This is a genomic window from Rheinheimera baltica DSM 14885, assembly GCF_000425345.1.
GTDB classification, from domain to species: Bacteria; Pseudomonadota; Gammaproteobacteria; order Enterobacterales; family Alteromonadaceae; genus Alishewanella; species Alishewanella baltica.
Genome location: NZ_AUDG01000004.1, coordinates 137,112 through 161,343 on the forward strand (window position 1 = coordinate 137,112; position 24,232 = coordinate 161,343).

Here is a 24,232-nt window from a genome sequence, read left to right on the forward strand (position 1 = left end):
AGTTTAGCGGCGGTTTTTTCTTGCCTTCGCCAGCTTGTTAATTTATCGTTTCAATAAACTTAACAAGGAATGTGTATGAAGCTTTATCTTATGTTACTCAGCAGCTTACTGCTGACAACTGCCACACATGCTGAACCGATAAAAAGCCCAAAAGGCCCGCAGTTATTACCGGCGTTTTCCACAGCAAGCTCGCTAAAACAAAACTTCAGCTGCTATATGGGCCCCTTTGCCAGCTATGACAGCTGGTTGGCTATGATGAGTAAAAAGCCAAAATTTAATGCCGCAATGTTTGGCCAACGCTTCTCCAGAGCTGATGTTGAACGGCGGCAGCAGACGCTGGATTGTCGTGTATTCGCCTATGAATCTGACGGTGTTCTGGTGGAAGGCGTAATGGTACGACCAAAAAATACTGCAGCAGATGCAAAGTTACCCGTTGTGATTTATAACCGCGGTGGCAATGCTAAGGGTGGCACTTTGGTTTATGGCGCAATTCAGCACAATGTAATGCCACTGGCAGAGCTTGGCTATATTGTCATTGCCAGCCAGTATCGCGGTGCTAAAGCCTTTCCAACCCTTGTCACTGGTGACATGCAGCTTGATCAGTTTGGCGGCAATGATGTAAACGACATTAAAAACCTGCTGCCAATCATTAACGGCATGCCCGAAGCTGACAGCGAGCGGATTGCGATGAAAGGTTTTAGCCGTGGCGGCATGATGAGTTATCTGGCCGCACGTGATATGCCAAAACTAAAGGCATTGATTGTTGAAGCAGGTGTGGCCGATCTGGAAGCCAGCCTGGTAGTACGCCCAGCGATGGAAAATATCTTCACCAGATTTATTCCTAACTATGCTACAGAAAAATCCGCACAATTACAGGCGCGCTCGGTGCTGCAATGGCTGGATAAACTACCGCCCAAGTTGCCGATACTGCTTTTACATGGCGATAAAGACGAAAGGGTAGAAGTGGCGCAATCGCAGAATTTGGCAAAAGCACTGGCCGAAAAAGGTCATCCGCATAAACTGATAGTATACCCGGGCGCCAATCATGGTATGCACCCCAACCGTGCTGAAGCCGATGCCGAAACCGCGGCCTGGTTAAAACAATACCTGTAAGCCATTCTGCCGCTGCATTACTAAACTGCAGCGGCATAAAAACAATTAGTTGTCAGACTAATAGCGCATACCGCCAAGCAGGGTTTGTTGCTAAGCTCATTACACCTGTTCTGCTGTTGCGGAGTTGTGGTGTCTGACCGTTCCCATCTGTTTTCCCTGCGTATTGGCCATGCGCTACGTGAGGTGCTGGCCGAAGGCTATGGCCTGAATAAACTCGGTAAAGATCTGCTGGCTGGTATTACTGTCGGCATTATTGCCATACCGCTAGCAATGGCGTTGGCTATTGCCTCCGGTGTGGCACCGCAGTACGGTTTATATACCGCGATTATTGCCGGTTTTGTTATCGCGCTAACCGGCGGCTCGCGTTATAGCATTAGCGGCCCGACTGCTGCTTTTGTAGTTATTTTATATCCTGTCGCACTCAAGTACGGTTTAAGTGGTTTATTGTTGGCTACTGTGCTGTCAGGTGTATTGTTGTTACTGATGGCGGCAATGCGACTGGGCCGTTTAATAGAATATATCCCTGAGTCAGTCACCTTAGGCTTTACTGCCGGTATTGCGGTGGTTATTGCCACCTTGCAGGTTAAAGATTTCTTTGGCTTGGCTATCCCACATATGCCAGAACATTATGTTGAAAAAATTGCGGCTCTGGCACTACATTTACCACACATGTCCTGGCCTAGCCTGTTTGTTGCTGGCATCACACTGGCAGTAATGCTGCTATGGCCAAAACTGAAAACCATCATTCCTGCGCACCTACCAGCGTTGTTTATCGGCACCTTACTCGCGCTACTACTGCTTAGTCTGGGTTTTGAGCTTGATACCATCGGTTCACGTTTTAGCTATAACTTAGCCAACGGCAACAGCGGCAATGGTATTCCGCCCTACTTACCCTACTTTGACTGGCCCTGGTTGCGCCCCGGCCCAGACGGTGCTGCACTGGTTTTTAGCTGGCAATTAGTGAAAGACTTACTTGGCGCCGCCTTTGCTATGGCCATGCTGGGCGCAATTGAATCACTGCTGTGTGCTGTGGTGTTGGATGGTATGTCGGGGCGGCGCCACAGTGCCAACAGCGAGTTGCTGGGCCAGGGTATTGGCAATATTATTACGCCGTTTTTCGGCGGCATTACCTCCACGGCGGCACTGGCGCGCTCATCAGCGAATTTTAAAGCCGGTGCCCAATCGCCGGTAGCAGCGATGATTCATGCGCTGGTGTTACTGCTGGGCCTTGTCTTGCTGGCACCACTGTTATCTTACGTGCCAATGGCTGCACTGGCGGCATTGCTGTTAATGGTGGCATGGAATATGAGCGAAGCGCCCAAAGCGCTGCATTTACTTAAAACCGCACCGCGCAGCGATATCTGGGTGTTTGTCACCTGCTTTAGCCTCACCGTACTGTTTGATATGGTAATTGCTATTACCACCGGCATCCTGCTGGCGGCGTTATTGTTTGTTAAAGAAATTGCTGAAATGAGCAAAGTGACTGATATCAGCGGCAACCGCAAACAGGTTGAACAGCCAATTCCTCATGGCTGGCAGGTATTAAAAATTAGCGGGCCGCTGTTTTTTGCCGCCGCCGATCGGATTTTTGCCGATATTGCCCGTTTAACAGACCATAGCCGCGGCATAGTGTTATATATGGACGGCGTGCCACTGCTGGACGCCGGCGGCCTTGCAGCGCTAAACAAGCTCATTAGCAAATGCCATAAAAACCAAACCCAGTTGGTTATTGCCGATTTACAGTTTCAGCCATTAAAAACGTTGGCCAAAGCCGGCGTAAAACCCATACCTGGCACACTAAGCTTTTACCCCACGCTACGCGAAGCATTAGAGCCGCTATATGTCCAGGCTGCCACATTCACTTTTGCCACAGCAGTACCACTTGATGAGTAACCCTATTACAAATTATGGCCGCAAGACTGGCGGATTATTAACTTAGGTTCTATCTGATTTACCGTAATTGGCTGATTATTGATTAATTGCAGCAGGTTATTTACCAGCAACTCGCCAGCTTGTGTAGTGTCTTGTTGTATGGTGGTTAAAGGGGGTGAAGAAAATGATGCTACGGGGATGTCATCGAAGCCCATCACGGCAATATCTTCCGGCACTCTTAGGTTACGCCTTTTTAAACAGCGCATTACCCCAATGGCAATTAAATCACTGGCACAGAAAATAGCATCAACTTGCTGCCCCGATGCCAGCAATTGCTCTGTGGCATGATCACCAGCACTTTCGGTAAAGTTAGCGTCATATTGCGGTACCTGGCTAATATCCATGCCTGCATCAACCAAGGCATCAACAAACCCCAAATACCGCTCTGAAAATTCCGGGCTACCGGCAGAGGCATTCCCCACAAAAGCAAACGCTTTATGGCCAGTGGCCAATAAATGCTCTCCCGCGATGCGTCCGCCAAGCCGGTTATTGCTGCGTAGCGTAAATTCAGGATGACCATGCACGTCAGCCCCCCAGCATACGAAGTGGGTTTCCTGCGCTAACAGTTTTTCTAGTTTTTCCTCGTAATCTTTATAGTCACCGTAACCCAACAAAATAATGCCATCGGCTTTGTTGCTGTCTTCATAGTCAGCATGCCAGTCGTCACTAAGCTGCTGAAAAGAGACTAATAAATCTTGCCCCCGTTTGGCACAGGCACGGGTAATACTGCCCAACATAGATAAGAAAAACGGGTTAATTAGAGACTGTTCGGTAGTGGGGTCTTCAAACAACAGCAGCGCCAGCGTACTACTACGTTGATTACGCAGATTGCTGGCATTTTTATCTACTTTGTAATTAAGTTGCCGGGCAATAGCCTGAACTTTCTCGCGGGTTTCTTTATTTACCTGCGGGCTATTGCGTAGTGCACGTGACACCGTTGACTGCGAAACGCCAGCCATGTAAGCAATGTCGAATGAAGTAGCTTTGTCTTTCATCTGATGCTCTGTTGTAACAGAAAATTATACATCTGAGCGCGCCATCAGAATGGGCGTATGGGCGCCGCCTTATGATTTTTATAACGTTATCATAGAGGGTATTGCAGATGGATTCAATTTTGTTATTAAAGCATTACATTGCCCTACTTTCAGAACTCTCACAACTATGAACTGCTAGCAGGGGGTAACTTTAACCTGCTCCTGAATAGACAAGGGTTTGTCGACACGCGGAAACAACACCAGCATCCAAGGCTGTAGCACGACTGTTGGCACCGCACAATTCTCACCGGCATATTCTGCCTTAAGTACAATATTCACCTGCGTGGCCTGGCCCTGAAAGGCCCCCACCGCTAACGCTTTGGCTGGCTGCTGTGAGCCGCTCATCACCAACAGAACCTGATATTCAGCAAAGTTAATAGTTTCCGGCGTGCCGCTGCGGTTAAGCACCTGATAAAAAACATCATCGAAACTGGCTTGACTACTAATTACCTGAATAATTTTATCGTCACTTTGCGCACTGTTACCACGCGCCAAATACTGATAAGCCGAAGTGTCGTCTGCCGTTAAGTCTTCTACACAACCGCTTAACAACCAAAGCGATGTAACAGCAATAAATAGCATACTTAGCTTCATAACATGTCCTCACCTATTTTTTAAGCTAGTCTAGCCACGCAACAATAGACATACTGTGACTATTCACAGCAAATTGTGAAACATTGTTATGTTGTCTTATGTCTAATGCAGCAACTTGCTAAACTGATGTAGTGGAAAATAAACCTAAATATTAAGGTGCGAATTGCGATACTGGTTACTAATACTTTTTGTACTAAGCATGGCAGCGAAAGCTGACACCGCAGAGGTGTGCCTTGACGACCCGGGCTGTGCCACTGAGCAAAAGCTGTATTTAAGCCTGGCGCTAGGTTATGGACAACGCAGTAACCCGCTGTATGACGGCGAAGAGCTTCCTTTGATATTGTTGCCGGAAGTGTATTACTACGGTGAAAATTGGTTCTTTGACAACGGTAAGCTAGGCACTAGCTGGGCGTTATCTGAACAATGGCATTTAAGTCTGGTTAGCCAACTCAATTCAGAAAAAGGCTATTTTCAAAAATGGTTTGGTGGCAACGTTTTTCAATTTAGTCAAAGTTTCACTAATGCATCGATATCTGAAGAGCGAATTGGCCCGATGCAGGCGTCAGTACACGAAATCAGTAAACGCCCTACTGCAGTAGATGCAGGCTTGCAGCTTGATTGGTTTAGCGATAACTGGCAGGTGCAATCAAATGTGTGGCAGGATATCAGCAACACCTATCAGGGCCAGCATGCCAGCATTAGCGTTGGTCGCTACTGGGAAAACGCCTTTGGTCGATGGCAGTTTATTGCAAAGTTAAACTGGAAAAGTGCCAAACTTATTGATACTTACTATGGTATTGATAATAATGACCCATTCTATTTACGCCGTTATAATGGCAAGCCAAGCTGGCAACCGGAACTGCGTTTAAGCTGGCAACACCCTTTGTCAGAGCGATTTGCTGTGTTAGGGTTTTTGCGTTACTTACATCTGGATGATGCTATGACCGACAGCCCGCTGCTGCGTACCAACAATATTACAACCTGGTTCTTTGGCGTAAGTTACCGGTTATTTTAATGCAGTCTTTTTGGTTATTACTGGCATTAAGCGGTATGACAACACAGCATGACTTGCCTGTGAACTGCGACGCAAACATTTGCTGGGACGTGAGTCCGCAAATTTGCGTTACTGAACAACAAAAGCAAAGCTGCCAATCTCAACTGCAACTGCATTGGTACAGTGACACCGCCCAAAATACTTGCTTATATCTGGCAGAGCAAAAACTGCAATGTTGGCAAAATGTGACCCAAGGTCACTGGAAACAAAAGCTCAGCTGGGAAAATGCAGCACTCACCTTACGCAGCCCCGACAACCAAATATTGTTACAAACTGAACTGCAAGTACTAAGCCGTAAACCGGCAAGACGTCGCTTAAGCAGTCCATGGAGCATTTTCTAATGGCAAAAATTTTACTGGTAGAAGACGATATTCGCCTTGCTTCTTTGGTGCAAAGTTTTCTTACACAACATGGTTTCGTTGTGCAGCTACAAAGCCAGGGGGATGCTGTGGCTGAGCATTGCCGCCAATTTCAACCTGATCTTATCGTATTGGATTTAATGTTACCCGGGCTGGATGGTTTTGGTGTCTGTAGGCAGATCCGCCCATGGTACAAAGGGCCTGTACTTATACTTACGGCTAAGCAAGGCGACATTGATCAAGTGTTGGGGTTAGAATTAGGCGCCGATGATTATGTTATTAAGCCGGTGGAACCGCGCGTTTTAGTCGCCCGAATTAATGCTTTGTTACGTCGCAGCCAAAGTAGTCATAAGAGCGAACAGCAAGAGCTGCAATTTGACCGTTTACTGTTAAAACAGCGTTCCCGCGAAACCTGGTATGACAACGAACGGGTAGATTTAACCAGCTATGAATTCGACTTACTGTGGATGCTAGCAAAACATGCCGGGCAAACGGTAAAACGTGAAGCTATTCATCAACAAATAATTGGTCGTGAGTATGATGGCTTAGATCGTACAGTAGATGTGCGCATCTCGCACCTGCGCCGCAAACTGGGCGATAACGCTGAAACACCTTTTCGAATAAAAACCGTTTGGGGCAAAGGCTACCTATTTGTCGCCGATGCGTGGCTATAACACTTTGCCTATGCAACGCCTTTTCTGGCATTTTTATCTGTTTATTTTTTTGGTGCTGCTGGGTTCTGGCTGGGCAGTAGAGCAGCTATGGCAGCACTGGAATCCACCAGCACAGCAGCCTTGGCTGGCAAGCTACACCGCGTTATTGCAACAGCAATTACAACAGCCAGCGTCGACCTGGCCTGACACTATTCCTCTAACCATTCTGGCTCAGCCTGCTGACAGTATTAGCTGGCTACCAGACGAACTGGCTCAATTACAACAAGGCAATGTCATCAGCTTATTTGAAGCAGAAAAAGTGTATTTTTATTATCTGAGCAACCAGCAACTTTTGCAGCTCGGTCCGCTGACATTAGTACAAAATGATGGTGCTAGCTGGTTTACGCTCTTATTTTTCGTCTTGCTAGCCATAGCTGTTGCCGCGTGGTTATGGCCGGTAGCGCGCGACATCAATAGTTTACAACACAGTCTGACAAAATTTTCCGTCAATATTGATACCACATTGCAATTACCCAGCCGCTCATTTATTGCCCCTATCGCGCAAAGCTTTCAGCAGATGAGCATGCAAATACGTGAACTACTAAAATTGCAGCGTGAAATGACACAAGCCGTATCTCATGAATTAAGAACGCCCATTGCCCGCCTCAGCTTTGCACTGGAAATGGCACAGCAACTGCCAGAGCAAGAAAGGCAGTTAATGTTGCAGGATGTACGAGAGCTGCAACAGTTGGTCGATGAAATTCTCGACTACGCCCGGCTTGAAACAGGCCAGATACCCCTGCAAATGCAACAAATTGATCTCACCGAACTCATTGCCAATGTCCAGGAGAAACTTGAACCGTTGCCCGGTGCTGCGATAATCCTGCAATTACCTGAACACGCCGTGCTATATGGTGATGGCCATTACTTAGAGCGCGCACTTCAGAATCTGCTGGTTAATGCAAAAAAATATGCGGTGCAACACATTCGATTAAGGCTGAGCAAGCATAAGCAATGTTGGCAATTTGATATTGAAGATGATGGCCCTGGAATACCTGAGCATTTACGTCAGGAAATTTTTAAACCTTTTTTTCGGGTCGAGGCCAGTCGCAATAAACAAGCCGGCGGATTTGGACTGGGGTTAGCCATTGTCCAACGAGTAGCCATATGGCACAAAGGTGACATAGGTGTTATGCAGTCGACATTGGGCGGCGCGCATTTTGTGCTGCGCCTGCCTCAGCATCCTTAAAAATATACCAATTACAAACCAAGGTTTTTCATAAAGTCGTCGTCTACATCTACATCGACATCAACGCTAACGGTATTCTCTGGCGTATACTGCTGTGCGTTTGCCAAAATATCGTCAGGATGTTCCTGTTCAATTTTGTCAAATTCATGCAACTGTATAAACTCGGTTTTATCCATCGCCAGTTCCAGATAAAAAATATTGTGTTCTGGCGTACTGAAAGTCACTCGTCTGGCTTGTGGTTGATCCAGTTGAGTATTAATTAAAATTTGTACCTGTTTATTAATCGCCATCATCTTGGGCTGACTCTGGTTGATAGAGGTGTGCAGGTCATATCGAACAGTGTTGGTAAAGTCACCTACAATCTGATTCATCAATTCACCCATCACATTTCCGACCTCATCCGAGGTATGAAATTGCGCCAACTCTTCTTCCGGCATACCCATGCTCTTAAGGTATTTCTTATAAATTTCCATCGCTGCCTGGGCAGTGAAGTTAATGATTACTAAACCAGAGAAACCACCATCAAACAGTACAAAGCAGCCTAAGTCAGGGCGCAAGCAAGTTTTCTGTATTTTTTGTACCATCGGCGAGTGCGCAACGTTATTGTTGCCCGCGCCAGAGAGTACTTTAGTTACTGATTGGCAAAGCGTCAGTAATATTTCGTCTGTTGTTATCGTTTTAGTTTTTTTCATTGTTTCAATCCAACTGCCTAAGTAAGAACAGTATAAGCGTATTCTGTGAGCTTAGGCTATATTATCCCACTCGCTCAATTGGGAAGATATTGCAACAACAGTTGCTTCAGTTTTCCTGACTGCTGCAGTTGTGCCAATCCCCGATTAAACACCGTTACCCATTCAGCTTGCCAGCAAGCCGCAGGATACAAAGCCTCATTAAATAAATAATGCGTTTCAAGTGGTTGTTGCGGTGCAACTTTATTGGCTAAATAGTGCAATACTCGCTGCTCACCAATAACTAAATCAACACGATGGCTAAACAGCAACTCTAGTTGCAGTTTTCTCTCTGCCAGTTCTAGATAACTTGCCTCGCTGATAGCATGTTGGTAGTTCTGGCCTAATATCTTTTCCGCTTGCTGATAAGCGACAATACGTTTCCCTGACAAATCAGACACGCTGTTTAGTGTTATTGCTGCCTGCTGCAAGCTAATTGCGACGTCTTTAAAGGGTAAATACGGTTGTGTGTAAATAGCGCCAGCAATATCTACAGCTGCGGGAGAAATACAGTCCAACTTATGATCGCTAAACTGCTTTAACAACCTGCTATAGCTGTGCAACTCGAACTCTACCTGATATCCAGCCTGGCTAAATATCCGTGACATCAATTGATACTCAATGCCATCAAGCGCGCCAGCGTCATTATAAAAAGACCAGGGCGCAGATAAATGCAAGCCTACCCGCAATATTTCAGCAGCCTTAACCGACGTTGCTAATAAAGCCAAATAGATAATCAATATTCGTAAACAAGATACAATCATGGCTCTACAACAGGTTTTTCTTATGTACGACTATTAAATAGCGATAGAACTGCAAAAGCAATGTCTTCCTTGATTTGCAGACATATCTGTTAACTTATACTTACACTTCAATATTAGCCGTGACGGCCAAAACTACGTATTATAATGCGCCGCCAATTGGAGAGCCTTAACCCGATGTCACATAAACCCGCTGGCTGGATTATTTTACTGCTTGCAGCCGTTGTTGCCACTACGCCGCTGGCTATTGATATGTATCTGCCCGCGATGCCAATTATGGCGCAGCAGTTAGATACCTCTATTGGCATGGTGCAGCAATCTCTTAGTATCTTTTTAGCATTTTTCGGTATCAGCATGCTGGTGTGTGGCCCGTTAGCGGATAGCCTGGGGCGGCGTCCCCTGGCAATTTTCGGCCTAAGCGGCTTTGTGCTGGCCAGTATTGCATTGAGTTTAGTGAGCTCAATTGAATGGTTTTTAGCCTGGCGGGCGGTGCAAGCACTGTGTGGTGCAGCTGCCACCGTTGTAGTGCCTGGTATAGTCCGTCACATTTACCAAGAGCATACTGCTAAAGGTATGTCATATGTTTCTATGATTATGATGCTCGCGCCGCTGCTAGCCCCTGCAATTGGCAGTGGCGTGCTATGGCTGGCAAACTGGCAAATGATTTTTGTCACGCTGGCCGGTTACGGCGCCGTGGTGCTGTTGCTAAGCTGGCGTTATTTGCCTGAAATCCGTACTTCGGCTCAACAGGTAAAACCCACATTTCTATCTGGCTACAAGGTAGTATTTTCCCGTGTATCAGCCCGGCCTGACATCGCAACATCCATGTTCGCGTCTTTTTCTTTTTTCTGTTTCCTTACCGCTGTGCCCTTTGTTTACATCAAATTCTTTGGTGTGAACGAGCAGCAATTTAGCCTGTTGTTTGGTTTTAACGTCGCAATGTTGATGCTGGCAAATTTTGTCAACAGCAAAGTGGTAACGCGCCTTGGGCCACAACGCATGTTGCGTGTTGGGCTGGTGCTAGCCATGATCAGTGCCAGCGCGTTGGCGTTGTTTAATTTCTGGCAGTTATCTCTGGTTTACACTGTAGTATCCATTGCGCCGTTAATGGCAAGTTTAAGCTTAATTGCCACCAATGCAGACGCGATGATTCTGATGAAATTTCCTGATAACAGCGGTACCGCAACAGCAGTTATTGGCACCTTACGCTTTGGCATAGGCGCACTGGCCGGGCCACTGCTGGCCTTTTTTTATAATGGCACAGCGCTGCCATTTTCATTGTTAATGCTGCTCGGCGTGCTTTGTATTGCAGTTAGCCAGTTATGGCACAAACCCACTGAGCAATCTACAGCAAACTAAATCTTGCAAGCACCGCCGCTGCATTCATCGTCGTCATCACCAAACTGCGGCGCCTCAGCACGCTCCAATTCGGCTTGCTGCTGGCGCTCTACATTCTGTTCAGCGGCAGTAAAATCAAGATGGTCCAGATCGAAATCTAAGTCAGACATTGTCAAGCTCCTGTCAGGTAATGGCACAAAGTGTAGCAAACAAAATGGCCATTGCTAAAGATGATTTAACCAATGCAGCTCGCCACTGAACTTGATAGAATAGTCGGCAGTTTTCGCCCCACCGCCTGCAGGAGCCACGCATGACTAGCTTAACCATTCAAACCCCGGACGACTGGCATTTACATTTTCGTGATGGTGATATGTTGCTGGAAACCGTCCCCGCAACAGCACGCCAGTTTGCCCGTGCTATCGTCATGCCAAACTTAGTGCCGCCAGTAACTACCGCAGCCATGGCGGTGGCGTATCGCGAGCGGATATTGGCAGCACGCCCTGCGGGCAGCAAGTTTCAGCCGTTAGTTACGTTATTTTTAACTGACAAAACCAGTGCCACAGATATTGCTGAGGCTAAGGCGGCGGGTGTGGTCGCGGCGAAACTGTATCCGGCTGGCGCGACAACTAATTCATCAGATGCCGTTAGCGCATTGGATAGCTTGTACCCGGTGTTTGAAGCCATGGCTGAGCAGGGTATGTTGCTGCTGGTGCATGGTGAGGTAACCGATCATGATATTGATATCTTTGATCGGGAAAAAATCTTTATCGACCGTTACCTGCAGCATATCGTTAACCGTATTCCAACGCTAAAAGTAGTGTTTGAACATATCACTACTGCGGATGCAGCCAGCTTTGTCGCCAGCAATGCCGCCAATATTGCCGCCACCATTACGCCACAGCACTTGCTATTAAACCGCAACGACTTGCTGGTGGGCGGCGTACGGCCGCACAATTACTGTTTACCGGTATTAAAGCGTCGCACACATCAAGAGGCGTTACGCGCTGCGGTAGCATCAGGGTCGGCAAAATTTTTCTTAGGTACAGACTCTGCACCACATGAAAAACATCGCAAGGAGTCCGCTTGCGGCTGCGCCGGTTGTTACAGTGCACACAGTGCAATAGAGCTTTATGCTCAGGTGTTTGACGACTTAGGTTGTCTGGATAAACTGGAAGGCTTCGCCAGCCACTACGGCGCAGACTTTTACGGCCTGCCGCGAAATAGCGGTACCGTAACGTTGCAAAAACAGCAGTGGCAGGTACCCAATGAAATTAGCCTGCCAAACGGTAACCCAATAGTACCGTTTTATGCCGGTGAAACATTAAACTGGAAATTAGTTTAACTTATCGGCTCAGGCGTAACGCATGAGCCTATATACTCACGTCAACACGCCGTAAACCCATCCCTGGGGGCTCGATTTGGCCATCCAGGCCTGCAGCGGTTGACTTAGAGTACATCGACTCCTGCTTTAATCTACCCGTGGGTCAGTTCTTTAAATAACTCAGCAGCCGCTCTAACGCACGGTAGCTGAGTGCCTCCATTAAATGTGCACGACTTATTTTTGGTTGCTGTTGCAAATCGGCAATACTGCGGGCGACTTTAATTATTTTATGGTAGGTGCGGGCCGACAGCTTAAAGCGATGAATAGTGTCTTCCAGAAATTGGGCATCGGCCTGTTGCAACGGGCAAAAATCGGCAATTTCACTGCCACTTAAGCGCGCATTGGCTTTACCCTGCCGGGCCAATTGCAACTCACGTGCTGCCAGTACTCTTTCGCGCACCTTAGCACTGCTTTCTTCCTGTGTTCGTTGGCTTAACATACCTTTGGGCAATAGCGGCACTTCAATTTGCAGCTCAATGCGGTCAATAAAGGGCCCGGATAAACGATTTAAATAGCGCATCACCTGTTCCGGGGTGGCACGGCCATCCTGATGATGTCCGGTTGGGCTGGGATTTAACGCCGCCACCAATTGAAATTGTGCCGGAAATTCGGCTTGCCGTGCCGCCCGGCTAATATGCACTACGCCGGTTTCCAATGGCTCTCTTAAAACATCCAGCACCTTGCGCGGAAACTCCGGCAACTCGTCTAAAAAAAGAATGCCATGGTGTGACAACGAAATTTCACCTGGCCTTGGCACTGAACCACCCCCGACTAACGCTACTGCCGAGCTGGTATGGTGCGGGCTACGAAATGGCCGTTGCTGCCAGTCGGTTAAATTACGTTGCAAGCCTGCAATAGAATAAATGGCCGCCGTTGCCAGTGCTTCCTGTTCCGTCAACGGTGGCATAATGCCGGGCAGGCGCTGCGCCAGCATCGATTTTCCGGTACCAGCAGGGCCCAGCATTAGCAAGTTATGCTCGCCAGCCGCAGCAATTTCTAATACCCGCTTGGCATGAGCCTGCCCTTTTACATCGGCCAGATCAGCTTGCTTTGACACTTCACGTGCCGGAAGCGCAGGTATCGCCGGCAATGCCTGTTGTGCCAGTAAAAAGCTGTGCACTTGCAACAAATGCTCGGCACCGTGCACCGACACCTTTGGCACCTGCTGAGCTTGCTGAGCATTAAGCATTGGTAGCACCACTTCACGCCCGGCATCCCGACACGCTATCGCCACAGGAATTTCGCCCACTATCGTCCGTATTTCACCAGACAACGCCAGCTCGCCGCAAAATTCATACCCCTGCAAACTTTTTTCGGCAAGCTGGCCAGAGGCCACAATAATGCCCAGCGCTATGGGTAAATCAAACCGACCGCCTTCTTTGGGTAAATCGGCCGGGGCAAGGTTAACGGTAATTTTACGGTCTGGAAACGCAAAGCCGCTGTTTACCATCGCACTTCTTACTCTGTCGCGAGATTCCTTTACAGACGTTTCTGGCAAACCAACCAGCTGAAATGCCGGCAAACCATTACTAATATGCACTTCAACGGTAACTAAAGGGGCATCCAGGCCATGTCGGGCCCGACTGTACACCACGGCCAGTGACATCCTGTCTCCTGTCTTTGACATTTAAAAGATAAATAATGTTTAGCATAATGTTAACTATTAGCAAGCATAAATATTCCAATTAGCCTGCAGTTAAATCAGCTACACTGTTAACCGAGCCAGGGAAAGGCAATTATTATCGCTCAAGCTGTTGCTCGGCATAACAAAATGGGCTTTGGAGAAAACATGAAACAACTTTGGTTAACCAGCGTATTAAACACGCCTTGGCGGGTGTTGTTTGGCTCATTGCTACTAACCTTGTTAATGGGTGCAGGCATTAGCAAGCTAGAGTTTCGCGGCGATTACCGTATTTTCTTCTCAGCCGATAACCCACAATTGCTCGCCTTTGAGCAAATGCAAAATGCGTTTAATAAAAGTGACAATATACTTATTGGCATCGCCCCTGCTGACGGCAATGTGTTTAGTGCAGAGACCCTCAGCCTGATCCTTCAGCTGACTGACGCGGCCTGGCAGACCCCGCACTCTATCCGGGTTGACTCGTTAACTAACTATCAGCATACCGAGGCCGACGAGGATGACCTCATGGTAGGCGATCTAGTCTCGCAGTCGATGCCATTAGCCCCACAGGCGTTAGCCCGAATTCGCCAGATTGCTCTTAACGAACCAAGCATAGTTAAACGGCTTGTAGCCGACACTGGCAAAGTTGCCGCTATTAACATTACTGTGCAATTTCCTGAGGTAGATAAAAACCGGGAGGTGTTTGATACTTATAATTTTGTGAAGCAACTCACTGACGAGTTCAGTCGGCAATATCCTCAGGTTCAGTTCCATCTGGGCGGTGTTATTGCTATGAACAACGCACTGGCCTCTGAAGCAGAGCAAGACGCGCGCACACTTATTCCGCTGATGTTTTTGATGATCATTATCATGTTAGCGCTGTTACTGCGTTCTATAGTGGGTGCACTGGCGACCATTATTATTATTGTTATTGCTATTGTTAGTACCTTAGGATTAGCAGGTTGGGCTGGTATTTTCTTAAGTATGACCACAGTGAATGTCCCAACCATATTAATGACTCTGGCGGTGGCAGACTGTGTGCATGTTATCGCATCCATGCAATTTGCCCTGCAGCGCGGCGATAACAAAGCCAATGCTATTCGCTACAGCATGCAACGTAATATCATGCCGGTGTTTATTACCAGTTCAACTACGGCCATTGGCTTTTTAACACTTAACTTTTCCGAAGTCCCTATTCTGGCGGATTTGGGAAATATGAGTGCAACCGGTGTCATGCTGGCATGTGGTTTTAGCCTGATAACCTTGCCTGCCTTGCTGTATTTACTGCCACTTAAGGCCAGCCTGGTACCGAAACCAGAGAGCAGTACCGTTATGGATAGGTTGGCCAGTTTTGTTATTCGCCGCCATAACCTGTTATTGCCGATAATGTTACTCATAATGCTGGCATTTACCGGCTTAATAAGCCTGAATAAAATTAATGATGAGGCGGTGAAGTACTTTTCGCCCAATACCCAATTTCGCCAGTCGATGGACTTTCTTGATCAACATCTTAGCGCGTCGGCTTCCATTGATTTTGCGTTAAATAGCGGACAAAGCAGTGGCATAAACCAGCCAGAGTTTATTGCTGCTGTAGACAGTTTTAGCCAATGGTTAGCGCAACAACCAGAAGTTGTGCACGTCAACGCTATTAGCGACACCTTTAAGCGGTTAAATAAAAATATGCATGGCGATGACCCGGCGTATTACCGCATACCGACTGCGCCGGACGAAGCCGCACAGTATCTGTTGATGTACGAAATGTCACTGCCGTATGGCTTGGATTTAAACAATCAGCTTAATCTGGATAAAAGCGCGACACGCATTGCGGTATCGCTACAGAATATGGGTAGTAAGCAAATTACTGAGTTTGAGCGAAAAGCACTCAGTTATCTGGCACAACATTATCCGCAATACTCCGCTAGTGCCGCCAGTACCGCATTGATGTTTGGTCACATTGGCGAGCGTAATATGGCCTCCATGCTACAAACACTGCCACTGGCATTGTTACTTATTTCACTGTTACTGGCGTTAAGCTTGCGATCCTGGCGTATGGGGTTAATTAGTTTAGCGCCAAACATTGCGCCTGCCGCTATCGGCTTTGGTATCTGGGGCTGGTACTCGGGTGAAATAAACCTGGGATTATCGGTTGTTGCCAGCCTGAGCTTAGGCATTATTGTCGATGACACCGTACACTTTTTAGCGAAATATCAGCACGCTCGTCAGGAGGGCCGTAACACCGAGGCCGCCGTGCGTTATGCGTTTACCAGTGTTGGCCGGGCACTCTGGATCACAACTGCGGTGCTCATCGTCGGTTTTAGCGTACTAATGCTATCCAATTTCCGGTTAAATTCGGACATGGGGCTGTTAACAGCTATCATTATCTTTACCGCACTGGTAATAGACTTTTTATTCTTACCTGCGTTTTTGTTGAAATTTGACACCAAGGAACCCAAGCGCCATGCGTAATTATCTCTCTACCTCATTGCTATTGCTTAGCCTGGTTAGCGCGGTTAACTGTGCCACGCTATTGGCCGATGAAGCGAAGGGCCTGGCTATCGCACAGGAACGTAAAAACCGCGATGCAGGTTGGGGTGATAGTGAAAGCCTTACTTCTATGATATTACGCAGCGCGGGTGGTGACGAAAGCCGCCGCGAAATGCGTACCGCAGCGCTTGAGGTACAAGGTGATGGTGACAAGGGGTTAACCCTATTTGATGAACCTCGCGATGTGCGCGGCACCGCGTTTTTAAACCACGCCCACCCCACTGCAGAGGATGACCAATGGCTATATTTACCCGCATTAAAACGGGTTAAACGCATTGCATCACGCAATAAATCCGGCCCCTTTATGGGTAGCGAATTTGCCTATGAAGATTTAAGCTCATTTGAGCTGGCTAAATATCGCTTTAATTATCTGCGGGACGAACCCTGCGGTGACGGCCAGTGTTTTGTTATTGAGCAAACCCCTGCTGATGAATACTCCAGTTATAGTAAAACAGTTGCCTGGCTCGATAAAACTCATTACCAGCCGATTAAAGTAACCTACTACGACCGTAAGAACAGTTTGCTGAAAACGCTTAGCTTAGAGGACTACAAACTCTATTTGGAAAAATACTGGCGGCCGCACAAACTTACCATGGAAAATCACCAAACCGGCAAGAGTACTGATTTACTGATCCACAACATTCGCTTTAACACCGGCCGCACAGCGGCTGACTTTGACACCAATGCGCTGCAACGCGCGCGCTAGCAGCAGGACGTTGACGCAATGCGTACACTTTTAACAGTTGTGGCTCTTATTTGTACTCAGGCACAGGCAACTGAAACAACCTTAGGACCGGTACAAAGCGCCGATACCTTGTGGAAACTTGCTACCCAAGCCAGGCCTGATGATCAGGTAGCTATGGTGCAGGTCATTTACGCATTGTGGCAAGCAAACCCGCACGCATTTACGCTTAATAATATCAACGCATTACGTCAAGGTAGTCAATTAAATATACCGCAGCGCCAACACATGCTTAGCATTCCGGTTGCGGTTGCCAGGCAGTGGTACAACAATGCGATTACCATTCCTGCTGGCAGGCCCGCTAAAGCCTCTGCCAACGTATCAAACCAAGCCGCTGCCGAAGCAGAACAACCAACAGCCGTACCGGTAGTTACACAAGCAACTGAACAACATGACGATACACCACCGCAACCCACCTCAGTGCCTGCAATACCTGCGCGACAACAAACTAAAACCCAAGCAACAACCTCTGTCTCTGGGTTTACCCCGCCCAGTCAGGATTATACCTTAACCTTGCAACAACGTTATTACGCCAAGCCAGGCGATCAGGCACAAGCAAAATCACATAGTCGCGCCAGCGTGAGTGCCGAATGGGTATGGCAAAGTAACGACCGTGCACACCTGTTGGCGCTAGAACCGTTTTTACGCTGGGATCAGCAAGATACTGAAGGTAATTTAATCGACCTGCGCCAGGCATACTGGCAATACGCTGGCGACGGCTATGATATTAAAACCGGCGTAGACATTGTGTTTTGGGGCGTTACCGAGTCCCAACATCTGGTAGATGTCATTAATCAAACAGATTTAATAGCCGGTGTTGATGGTGAGGCAAAGCTTGGCCAACCCATGTTCAATCTGAATAGGTATGGCAGCGCCGGCAAGCTGGCGGTATATATTTTGCCGTACTTTCGTCCACGCACACTTGCAGGACAGGACGGCCGCTTACGACCTCCTCTGCCGGTAAATTCGGATCAGCCTTTGTATGAATCGGCACAAGCTGAGCGCAATCTGGATTTCGCCTTGCGCTGGAGCCAGCAGTTTGGTGCCCTGGACTTGGCTTTAAGCTATTTCGAAGGCAACAACCGTGAGCCGATATTACTGCCAAGCGCTGAAAACACCCTGCAACCGATGTACCTGCAAATGCAGCAATTGGGCATTGAGGCGCAGCTCATCAGCGGGAGCTGGATTTGGAAACTGGAAAGCATTTATCGTAAAACCCGGCAGCAGGATTTCAGCGCCGCCACATTAGGCTTTGAATATACCCAGGTTGGCGTATTTGAAACCGACTGGGATTGGGCTTGGATTGCTGAGTATCAGTATGACAGCCGCCAGCAGCTCGCGCCGGTACCAGGGCAAAACGACCTGTTTATAGGCAGCCGTTTTGTTGCCAACGATGCCGCGGGTAGCGAAATGTTGCTGGGCCTGTTGCAAGACTTGGATAACAGTGCCAGTAAGAGTGTCAAACTGGAAGCCTCCATGCGGCTGTCTAACACGCTACGGCTTAGAATAGACGCCTGGTTATTTCAAAGTAATCTTCCGTCTGACACACTGTACTTTATTCGACATGACGATTATTTTCAGCTGAGTCTGGACTATTATTTTTAATTTTTGCATTGAGTTTAGCTAGCTTATTTGACCGCTTACTCTGTTGCCGTCGGGCTTTCTAAAATTAACCGTAAATTATCAAGCCCTTGCTGCAAGTCTGTCGCTATCACGTTTTCCACATCCATAAACAACAGCATCAGGTTCATTGGATAAGGCACATGCCCCTCAAAGCCCCAGGTTACGCGGGTTTGCTCGGGCGAGATGGCCTCTGTCTGCATATAGGCCGGCGATGTTGCAGCAAAAGGTGCCATAAAACGTAGCTCATAATCGATGCGCTGCGCTTCCACTATCGCTTTAATTTCCTGCTCGCCGGTACCCACATCCGGGTTGTCACTGTGCCAACTCGAGACAAAACCAACGGTACCATCTATGCCACGAGAAGACTTTTGCATATTGGGGTCCATGCTCGCCCAAACGCTGTAATTATCCTGGTTTGATAAAAAACGGATGTAGTCAAACACCACCTCCTTGGGCTGCTTTATCACTACCGTGGTATCCACTTTGTAATCTTGCTTGATAAACAGCGCAGTAATCAGCGGTATGGCTACCAGCACACCGATGACCAACAATAATTTTTTTAGCATAGTGAATTATCCTTATAGTTATATTTTTCACCCTAATAATGGCGAACCGTTATACCATGCCACTTTTCCGCTTAAACATAGCTGGCTTTTTATTAACCCTCCACTTCAAGACAAAACTGACGTTAACTCATTAGCTCACTGGATAATAATTGCAGATATTTGCTTTATTTCACGCTATCGCATTTGGCTTAAGGCAAAACTGCGGTAGCATTACGCCTTTGCGTTCAACTTTCAGGCGTTATGACTACAGAAACTGCGTTCCCCCTTAGCCAGCAACAGCTGGAACAATGGTTTGATGCTGTTACCTTTCACCGGGCGCAGGCGTATCTGCAAGCGGGTAAAGTGGTTAAGCTGGAATACAATAGCGACCTGTCTGACATTAGCGCTCAGGTGTGGGGCGCGGCATTTACGCCCTACCGGCAATTTATCAATCTTAAACACACCAGCGCGGGCTGGCAGCTGCAGAATCGGTGTACCTGCCCGGTTGGCGCCAATTGTAAGCATGTACTGGCCGTATTATTGCGCCTGCAACGCGATTATCAGCAACATAAGCTGCAACTTGAGCAGCGTCCGGTGCGCCAGCTTAATCAATGGTTTGACCAGGTTGAGCAGTCGCAAATACCGGCTCGGGAAGAAAAAGACGTCGTACTGTATCTGTTGTCGTATGGCCAGGCGGGCTTACAACTCAGCCCGCGTCGGGTTAGAGAGAGCAAAAAAGGCGGTTATACCAAAGGCGTAGCCATCGGCAAATATGACTTGGTCAGCCCGGCGATACCGCATTGGATAGAGCAGCAGGATTACCGGCTATTAAGTTACTTTCGTGCGCAAAGTTTGCGCGATCTGCCATTGTTAGAAGGCGACTGGGGCTATCAGTTGTTACAACAATTGCTAAGCAGCGAACGCTGTTTTTTCTCTGAAGCACGCTATCCGGTTACCTCTGGGCCAAAGCGGACACTGCAATTTATTTGGCAAGAAACAGTAGCTGGCCAACAACTGGGTTGGCAGTTAGACGATGCAGACCGCGATTTTGAATTAGTCTATACCGACCCGCCTTGTTATTTAGACACCAGTTATTATCAGCTCGGCGAACTGGATACCAACCTCAGTAGCAACCAACTCAAGCTGCTTAACAAAATGCCGCCTATACCGCAGCAAGCTTTAATGTCTAGCGTTAGCCGCCTACAACAACTGTTTAAACAAACCAGCCTGCCACTTCCGGCTGCACCGGGTTTAAAGCAAATTAAAGCCAAACCCAGGCCCGTGTTACAGCTAAAAATGTTGCCGCAAAAAAGCCGCGGACGAAACGAGCCTACTGCGGTACTGCAGTTTCAATACGACAACTACCTGTTGCCATTAGATCTGACACAGGCCCAAACCGAATTGAAACAAGACGGCGATACCATATTTGTAAAGCGTGATCGCAGCAGCGAAACGCATGCTTTGGAACAGTTACGGGTCCTGGAGCTAGTGCAATTACCCCCATTGGCAGCGCCTTATACTGACCAATGTGGTTTTGGCGTTGGTGAAGGCCCCGATAACCCGCTACTTTGGCAACCGCTGCTAGATGCGCTGCCAGAGCTTGAGCAACAAGGCTGGCATATTGCACGCGATGAAAACTTTAATCTGGACATCCTCACGGGCAACCCCTATTTGCAAGTGCAAGACAATGCCGTTGGCGGCTTTGCATTGGCAATACAGGTTGATATCGATGGCACCCAGGTGCCGCTATTACCTCTGATCAGCCAATGGCTGCGCCAACATGGTTTGCCAGATGCCGATAAGCCCATCTGGCTGTCGTTACCGCAAGGAAAATTGGCGTTACCTTTGGCACTGATCCAACCGTTTATTGACACCATTATCGAGCTGCTAAACCCCAATAGGCCACAGTTCAGCATGGACTTACCGGCTTTTAAAGCGGCGCTATTGCCGCCTGAAACAGCAAGAGACATTCAATTTTTAAATGCACAACGGGCACAAAAATTAACCTCACTGCTGCACAACTTTGCAGGTATAACACCGTGCGATGTGCCAGAGGGCCTGCAAGCGTCTTTACGCGACTATCAGTTGCAAGGCCTAAGTTGGTTAAGCTTTTTACGTGAGTTTGGGCTTGGCGGCATTTTGGCCGACGATATGGGGCTGGGTAAGACGCTACAAACCTTGAGTTTGTTGTTAGCATTAAAACAACGAGGCGAGCTGACACATCCAGCCTTAATCATTTGCCCTACCAGCCTGTTAGGAAACTGGTTGGCAGAAGCGGCACGCTTTACGCCGCAGTTGCGCGTGCTACAGATACATGGCAACAAGCGTCAACCGTTGTTTAATGCTTTAGCTGACTACGATGTTATTGTCACCAGTTACCCGTTGGTGGTGCGGGATCATAAGTATTACCAAAGCCAACTTTTAAGCGCCGTTATATTGGATGAAGCACAACATATTAAAAACTCGGGCAGCCAGGCCGCTAAAGCAGTACGTTTACTCAAAGCCGATTTCAAACTAGCGCTATCTGGCACGCCGTTGGAAAATCATCTGGGCGAATTAAAATCTATTTTCGACTTCGTATTACCTGGCCTGCTGGGTAACGATACGCATTTTAATCAGGTGTATCGTAAACCGATAGAAAAACACGGCGATACTGAACGCGCGCATGCGTTAAAAGCCCGCATTGCTCCCTTTATGCTGCGCCGTACTAAAGCACAAGTCGCCAGTGAACTGCCTGAAAAAACTGAAATAGTGCAGTTGCTGGAATTAGAAAGCGACCAGCGCAACCTGTACGAAAGTATCCGTTTGGTGATGGAAACCAAGGTACGTGAACTGTTTGTACAAAAAGGCGTTGCTGCAAGCCAAATCCAGTTTCTTGATGCACTGTTAAAATTACGCCAGGCCTGTTGCGACGCCAGATTAGTGCCGGTAGAACATGCCCGCTCGGTGCAAAGCAATGCTAAATTACAATGGCTGCGCGATACGCTGCCAGAAATGCTGGAAGAAGGGCGTAATATTTTACTGTTTAGCCAGTTTGCCAGCATGCTAACGCTAATTGAAGACGACCTGAATGCACTGGGTATTCGCTACAGCAAGCTGACCGGCCAAACCAAACATCGCCAAGCGCAAATAGATGCCTTTCAAAATGGCGAAACACGGGTGTTTTTAATCAGTTTAAAAGCCGGTGGCACCGGCCTAAACCTTACCGCTGCCGATACCGTTATTCACTACGATCCCTGGTGGAACCCGGCAGCCGAAGCGCAGGCGACAGACCGCGCTCACCGTATAGGTCAGCAAAAAAATGTGTTTGTTTATAAATTAATTGCCAGCAATACCGTAGAACAAAAAGTGCAATTACTACAAGAACATAAGCGCCAGCTAGCCGACCAATTGTTCTCCGGCGGCAAAGGCCAACCGTGGCAAGGTAAGGCTGAAGATTTACTGGCGCTATTTACTACAGACTAAGTTTATCGCTGTCTAGGTTAATCGGCGTACCACATTCTGGCCTGACGGGCCGGAATGCTGAAGGTATAATTTCCACCGCTGATATACACCAAATTAGCCCCGCTTAACGCGTCACGATAATTGCGGTACCAGTAAAACCTACCATTGGTATTAACATTAAAGTTTTGGCTGCTACCGCACTTATTAATGCCCACTACGCCTTCCTGACCACGACGAAATAAAATGGCGCAGTCGTTCCAGGCCAACATTTCCATGCCCTGCCCTTGCATACGATTATGAAAATTCAGCATTTTACTGATATGGCTGGCTTTATAAGCATTTACCCAGCGGTTATTATCGGTACCGGTGCTGTCGCTGAAAATCAACGGCTTGCCACCATCACGGCCCATTACATAGGCATAAGCCAGGTATTCGTCCGTTGGGTCCATGATGAGATAACGAAAGCCATCATTTGTTGGAATATCATGCGTAACGGTAAAGGTCACTGCCCGATTATTTTGTAATGCCTGACCGTAAGCTGCCGGATTGACCAACTGGCTTAAACTGCCGCCAAAGCCAAAGGCGCTGCGAATAGTATTAAACAAAGGAAAGTCATAGGCTTTGTGATCAGTATTGGCCAAATAGGGTGATAAAAAGCTGTTGTATTCGTTATTGCCAGCACCACCACTGGTAATAATTTCACCAAACACGTACATACCATTTTTGATGGTGCTGGTGAAAATCTGATTAATATGCCAATTGCTCATATGTTTGGCAGCATCAACCCGAAAGCCTTTTACGCCTAAGCTTTTTAGTGCACTTAAGTAAGCACGCTGTTGTTGCACCACCCAATTATTTGGGTTTAAATCTGGCAAGCCGCTATCGCCAGCACCACCGCACAGTCGCCAGTTCTGTACTTGCCAGACATCGTTATAGTTACTAATGCAATTTGCCGGATTAAAATCCCACGGGCTAAACAACCCCTGGCTAAGATTGCCAAACAACTTCTGGTTATTCCAGTAGCTGCTGTTGCTACTATAGCTATTTAGCGCCGCCTGACCTGGGAAATCGGTAGCACCGCCGCGCTCATTTGCCATGTGGTTAAGCACGATATCGGCATACACATCCACTTTTCGCGCAGGGTTACTGTCGTTTAACGCATTAATCATATTAACAAACGACTGCTTATTGCCTTTGCAGTGGTCAATTACGCGGATATCCTGAGGTTGGTAACGCTGCCACCAGGCACAATTAGCTGCATTGGATTTTAGCGGTGGTGCAACCAACACCGCTTTATAGCCAAGGTTTTTAATTTCTGTCGCTTTAGCGGCTACTTCATCATAGTGCCAGTCAAAAGCGTGCAAAATTGCCTCAGCACTGGCATAGCCGCTAAACAGCAACGGGGTAATAAGCAACATCAGCCGGAGAAGCTGACGCTTGAACAACGTCTTGATTACTTGCATGTGTCTATCCTTTATTTTTTATTGGTTTATGCTAGTCATCCATGAGCGGGCAGC

At 47.7% G+C, this 24,232-nt stretch carries 20 protein-coding genes; 12 read left to right on the plus strand and 8 right to left on the minus strand.

Going from position 1 to position 24,232, the window contains the following annotated elements:
* Positions 1–75 precede the first annotated feature (75 nt).
* The gene (locus H595_RS21575) at positions 76–1,113 is read left to right on the plus strand and encodes an alpha/beta hydrolase family protein (RefSeq protein WP_051219722.1); all 1,038 of its coding nucleotides are present in this window, start codon (positions 76–78) and stop codon (positions 1,111–1,113) included.
* A 129-nt stretch (positions 1,114–1,242) separates the two neighbouring features.
* A complete protein-coding gene (gene dauA, locus H595_RS0103775; protein ID WP_027669995.1) occupies positions 1,243–3,006 on the plus strand; it encodes a C4-dicarboxylic acid transporter DauA in 1,764 nt (587 codons plus the stop codon).
* A 5-nt stretch (positions 3,007–3,011) separates the two neighbouring features.
* Here the strand turns inward: dauA and H595_RS0103780 are convergent, their stop codons facing one another.
* Both H595_RS0103780 and H595_RS0103785 read right to left on the minus strand, forming a co-directional pair.
* A complete protein-coding gene (locus H595_RS0103780; protein WP_027669996.1) occupies positions 3,012–4,040 on the minus strand; it encodes a LacI family DNA-binding transcriptional regulator in 1,029 nt (342 codons plus the stop codon).
* Between the two features lie 174 nt (positions 4,041–4,214).
* A complete protein-coding gene (locus H595_RS0103785) occupies positions 4,215–4,673 on the minus strand; it encodes a hypothetical protein (RefSeq protein ID WP_027669997.1) in 459 nt (152 codons plus the stop codon).
* Between the two features lie 199 nt (positions 4,674–4,872).
* Here H595_RS0103785 and H595_RS0103790 point away from each other — a divergent pair, with 199 nt between their 5' ends.
* The 4 genes from H595_RS0103790 to H595_RS0103805 are packed head-to-tail and all read left to right on the plus strand — an operon-like array spanning position 4,873 to position 7,988.
* Positions 4,873–5,688 carry a MipA/OmpV family protein gene (locus H595_RS0103790; protein ID WP_240474820.1) on the plus strand — a complete coding sequence of 272 codons (816 nt, stop codon included), beginning with the start codon at positions 4,873–4,875 and terminating at the stop codon, positions 5,686–5,688.
* Entirely contained in the window at positions 5,688–6,068 is a 381-nt protein-coding gene (locus H595_RS0103795) for a DUF3019 domain-containing protein (protein ID WP_027669999.1), read from the plus strand. Before H595_RS0103790 ends, H595_RS0103795 begins: the two co-directional genes overlap by 1 nt.
* Positions 6,068–6,760, plus strand: a complete 693-nt coding sequence (locus tag H595_RS0103800) for a winged helix-turn-helix domain-containing protein (RefSeq protein ID WP_027670000.1) — start codon at positions 6,068–6,070, stop codon at positions 6,758–6,760. The genes H595_RS0103795 and H595_RS0103800 overlap by 1 nt, the downstream gene beginning before the upstream one ends.
* A gap of 10 nt (positions 6,761–6,770) precedes the next feature.
* On the plus strand, positions 6,771–7,988 hold the full coding sequence (locus H595_RS0103805) for an ATP-binding protein (RefSeq protein ID WP_027670001.1): 1,218 nt from the start codon (positions 6,771–6,773) through the stop codon (positions 7,986–7,988).
* 11 nt (positions 7,989–7,999) lie between these two features.
* On the opposite strand, the gene H595_RS0103810 is transcribed toward H595_RS0103805, so the two are convergent.
* Both H595_RS0103810 and H595_RS0103815 read right to left on the minus strand, forming a co-directional pair.
* Positions 8,000–8,680, minus strand: coding sequence for a DUF3334 family protein (locus tag H595_RS0103810; RefSeq protein ID WP_027670002.1), 681 nt, complete (start codon positions 8,678–8,680; stop codon positions 8,000–8,002).
* A gap of 74 nt (positions 8,681–8,754) precedes the next feature.
* The gene (locus tag H595_RS0103815) at positions 8,755–9,444 is read right to left on the minus strand and encodes a substrate-binding periplasmic protein (protein ID WP_169338534.1); all 690 of its coding nucleotides are present in this window, start codon (positions 9,442–9,444) and stop codon (positions 8,755–8,757) included.
* A gap of 210 nt (positions 9,445–9,654) precedes the next feature.
* Between H595_RS0103815 and H595_RS0103820 the strand changes: the two genes are divergently transcribed.
* Positions 9,655–10,836, plus strand: a complete 1,182-nt coding sequence (locus tag H595_RS0103820; RefSeq protein WP_027670004.1) for a multidrug effflux MFS transporter — start codon at positions 9,655–9,657, stop codon at positions 10,834–10,836.
* Here the strand turns inward: H595_RS0103820 and H595_RS24255 are convergent.
* Positions 10,833–10,985: a hypothetical protein gene (locus H595_RS24255; RefSeq protein WP_169338535.1), complete on the minus strand. Its 153-nt coding sequence runs from the start codon at positions 10,983–10,985 to the stop codon at positions 10,833–10,835. The two genes, H595_RS0103820 and H595_RS24255, sit on opposite strands and share 4 nt — an antisense overlap.
* Positions 10,986–11,125: 140 nt before the next feature.
* On the opposite strand from H595_RS24255, the gene pyrC reads away from it, so the two are divergent.
* Positions 11,126–12,157 (plus strand): dihydroorotase, encoded by a 1,032-nt coding sequence (gene pyrC, locus H595_RS0103830; RefSeq protein ID WP_027670005.1) that lies wholly within the window; start codon positions 11,126–11,128, stop codon positions 12,155–12,157.
* A gap of 142 nt (positions 12,158–12,299) precedes the next feature.
* On the opposite strand, the gene H595_RS0103835 is transcribed toward pyrC, so the two are convergent.
* Positions 12,300–13,802 (minus strand): YifB family Mg chelatase-like AAA ATPase, encoded by a 1,503-nt coding sequence (locus H595_RS0103835; protein ID WP_027670006.1) that lies wholly within the window; start codon positions 13,800–13,802, stop codon positions 12,300–12,302.
* 183 nt (positions 13,803–13,985) lie between these two features.
* On the opposite strand from H595_RS0103835, the gene H595_RS0103840 reads away from it, so the two are divergent.
* The 3 genes from H595_RS0103840 to H595_RS0103850 are packed head-to-tail and all read left to right on the plus strand — an operon-like array spanning position 13,986 to position 18,708.
* On the plus strand, positions 13,986–16,283 hold the full coding sequence (locus H595_RS0103840) for an efflux RND transporter permease subunit (protein WP_027670007.1): 2,298 nt from the start codon (positions 13,986–13,988) through the stop codon (positions 16,281–16,283).
* The gene (locus H595_RS0103845) at positions 16,276–17,067 is read left to right on the plus strand and encodes an outer membrane lipoprotein-sorting protein (protein ID WP_027670008.1); all 792 of its coding nucleotides are present in this window, start codon (positions 16,276–16,278) and stop codon (positions 17,065–17,067) included. The genes H595_RS0103840 and H595_RS0103845 overlap by 8 nt, the downstream gene beginning before the upstream one ends.
* 18 nt (positions 17,068–17,085) lie before the next feature.
* Entirely contained in the window at positions 17,086–18,708 is a 1,623-nt protein-coding gene (locus H595_RS0103850) for a FimV/HubP family polar landmark protein (protein ID WP_027670009.1), read from the plus strand.
* A gap of 35 nt (positions 18,709–18,743) precedes the next feature.
* Here the strand turns inward: H595_RS0103850 and H595_RS0103855 are convergent, their stop codons facing one another.
* Positions 18,744–19,292 carry an SRPBCC family protein gene (locus H595_RS0103855; RefSeq protein ID WP_027670010.1) on the minus strand — a complete coding sequence of 183 codons (549 nt, stop codon included), beginning with the start codon at positions 19,290–19,292 and terminating at the stop codon, positions 18,744–18,746.
* 240 nt (positions 19,293–19,532) lie between these two features.
* Between H595_RS0103855 and H595_RS0103865 the strand changes: the two genes are divergently transcribed.
* Positions 19,533–22,736, plus strand: coding sequence for a DEAD/DEAH box helicase (locus tag H595_RS0103865; RefSeq protein ID WP_027670012.1), 3,204 nt, complete (start codon positions 19,533–19,535; stop codon positions 22,734–22,736).
* Positions 22,737–22,753: 17 nt separating this feature from the next.
* On the opposite strand, the gene H595_RS0103870 is transcribed toward H595_RS0103865, so the two are convergent.
* Positions 22,754–24,178 (minus strand): alpha-amylase family protein, encoded by a 1,425-nt coding sequence (locus H595_RS0103870; protein WP_027670013.1) that lies wholly within the window; start codon positions 24,176–24,178, stop codon positions 22,754–22,756.
* Positions 24,179–24,232: the final 54 nt, after the last annotated feature.

Excerpts from the sequence above, each read along its gene's own strand:
- H595_RS21575 (WP_051219722.1), top strand. The coding sequence starts at position 76 with ATGAAGCTTTATCTTATGTTACTCAGCAGCTTACTGCTGACAACTGCC.
- H595_RS0103780 (WP_027669996.1), bottom strand. The coding sequence starts at position 4,040 with ATGAAAGACAAAGCTACTTCATTCGACATTGCTTACATGGCTGGCGTT.
- H595_RS0103785 (WP_027669997.1), bottom strand. The coding sequence starts at position 4,673 with ATGAAGCTAAGTATGCTATTTATTGCTGTTACATCGCTTTGGTTGTTA.
- H595_RS0103790 (WP_240474820.1), top strand. The coding sequence starts at position 4,873 with ATGGCAGCGAAAGCTGACACCGCAGAGGTGTGCCTTGACGACCCGGGC.
- H595_RS0103795 (WP_027669999.1), top strand. The coding sequence starts at position 5,688 with ATGCAGTCTTTTTGGTTATTACTGGCATTAAGCGGTATGACAACACAG.
- H595_RS0103800 (WP_027670000.1), top strand. The coding sequence starts at position 6,068 with ATGGCAAAAATTTTACTGGTAGAAGACGATATTCGCCTTGCTTCTTTG.
- H595_RS0103805 (WP_027670001.1), top strand. The coding sequence starts at position 6,771 with ATGCAACGCCTTTTCTGGCATTTTTATCTGTTTATTTTTTTGGTGCTG.
- H595_RS0103810 (WP_027670002.1), bottom strand. The coding sequence starts at position 8,680 with ATGAAAAAAACTAAAACGATAACAACAGACGAAATATTACTGACGCTT.
- H595_RS0103820 (WP_027670004.1), top strand. The coding sequence starts at position 9,655 with ATGTCACATAAACCCGCTGGCTGGATTATTTTACTGCTTGCAGCCGTT.
- H595_RS24255 (WP_169338535.1), bottom strand. The coding sequence starts at position 10,985 with ATGTCTGACTTAGATTTCGATCTGGACCATCTTGATTTTACTGCCGCT.
- pyrC (WP_027670005.1), top strand. The coding sequence starts at position 11,126 with ATGACTAGCTTAACCATTCAAACCCCGGACGACTGGCATTTACATTTT.
- H595_RS0103835 (WP_027670006.1), bottom strand. The coding sequence starts at position 13,802 with ATGTCACTGGCCGTGGTGTACAGTCGGGCCCGACATGGCCTGGATGCC.
- H595_RS0103840 (WP_027670007.1), top strand. The coding sequence starts at position 13,986 with ATGAAACAACTTTGGTTAACCAGCGTATTAAACACGCCTTGGCGGGTG.
- H595_RS0103845 (WP_027670008.1), top strand. The coding sequence starts at position 16,276 with ATGCGTAATTATCTCTCTACCTCATTGCTATTGCTTAGCCTGGTTAGC.
- H595_RS0103850 (WP_027670009.1), top strand. The coding sequence starts at position 17,086 with ATGCGTACACTTTTAACAGTTGTGGCTCTTATTTGTACTCAGGCACAG.
- H595_RS0103855 (WP_027670010.1), bottom strand. The coding sequence starts at position 19,292 with ATGCTAAAAAAATTATTGTTGGTCATCGGTGTGCTGGTAGCCATACCG.
- H595_RS0103865 (WP_027670012.1), top strand. The coding sequence starts at position 19,533 with ATGACTACAGAAACTGCGTTCCCCCTTAGCCAGCAACAGCTGGAACAA.
- H595_RS0103870 (WP_027670013.1), bottom strand. The coding sequence starts at position 24,178 with ATGCAAGTAATCAAGACGTTGTTCAAGCGTCAGCTTCTCCGGCTGATG.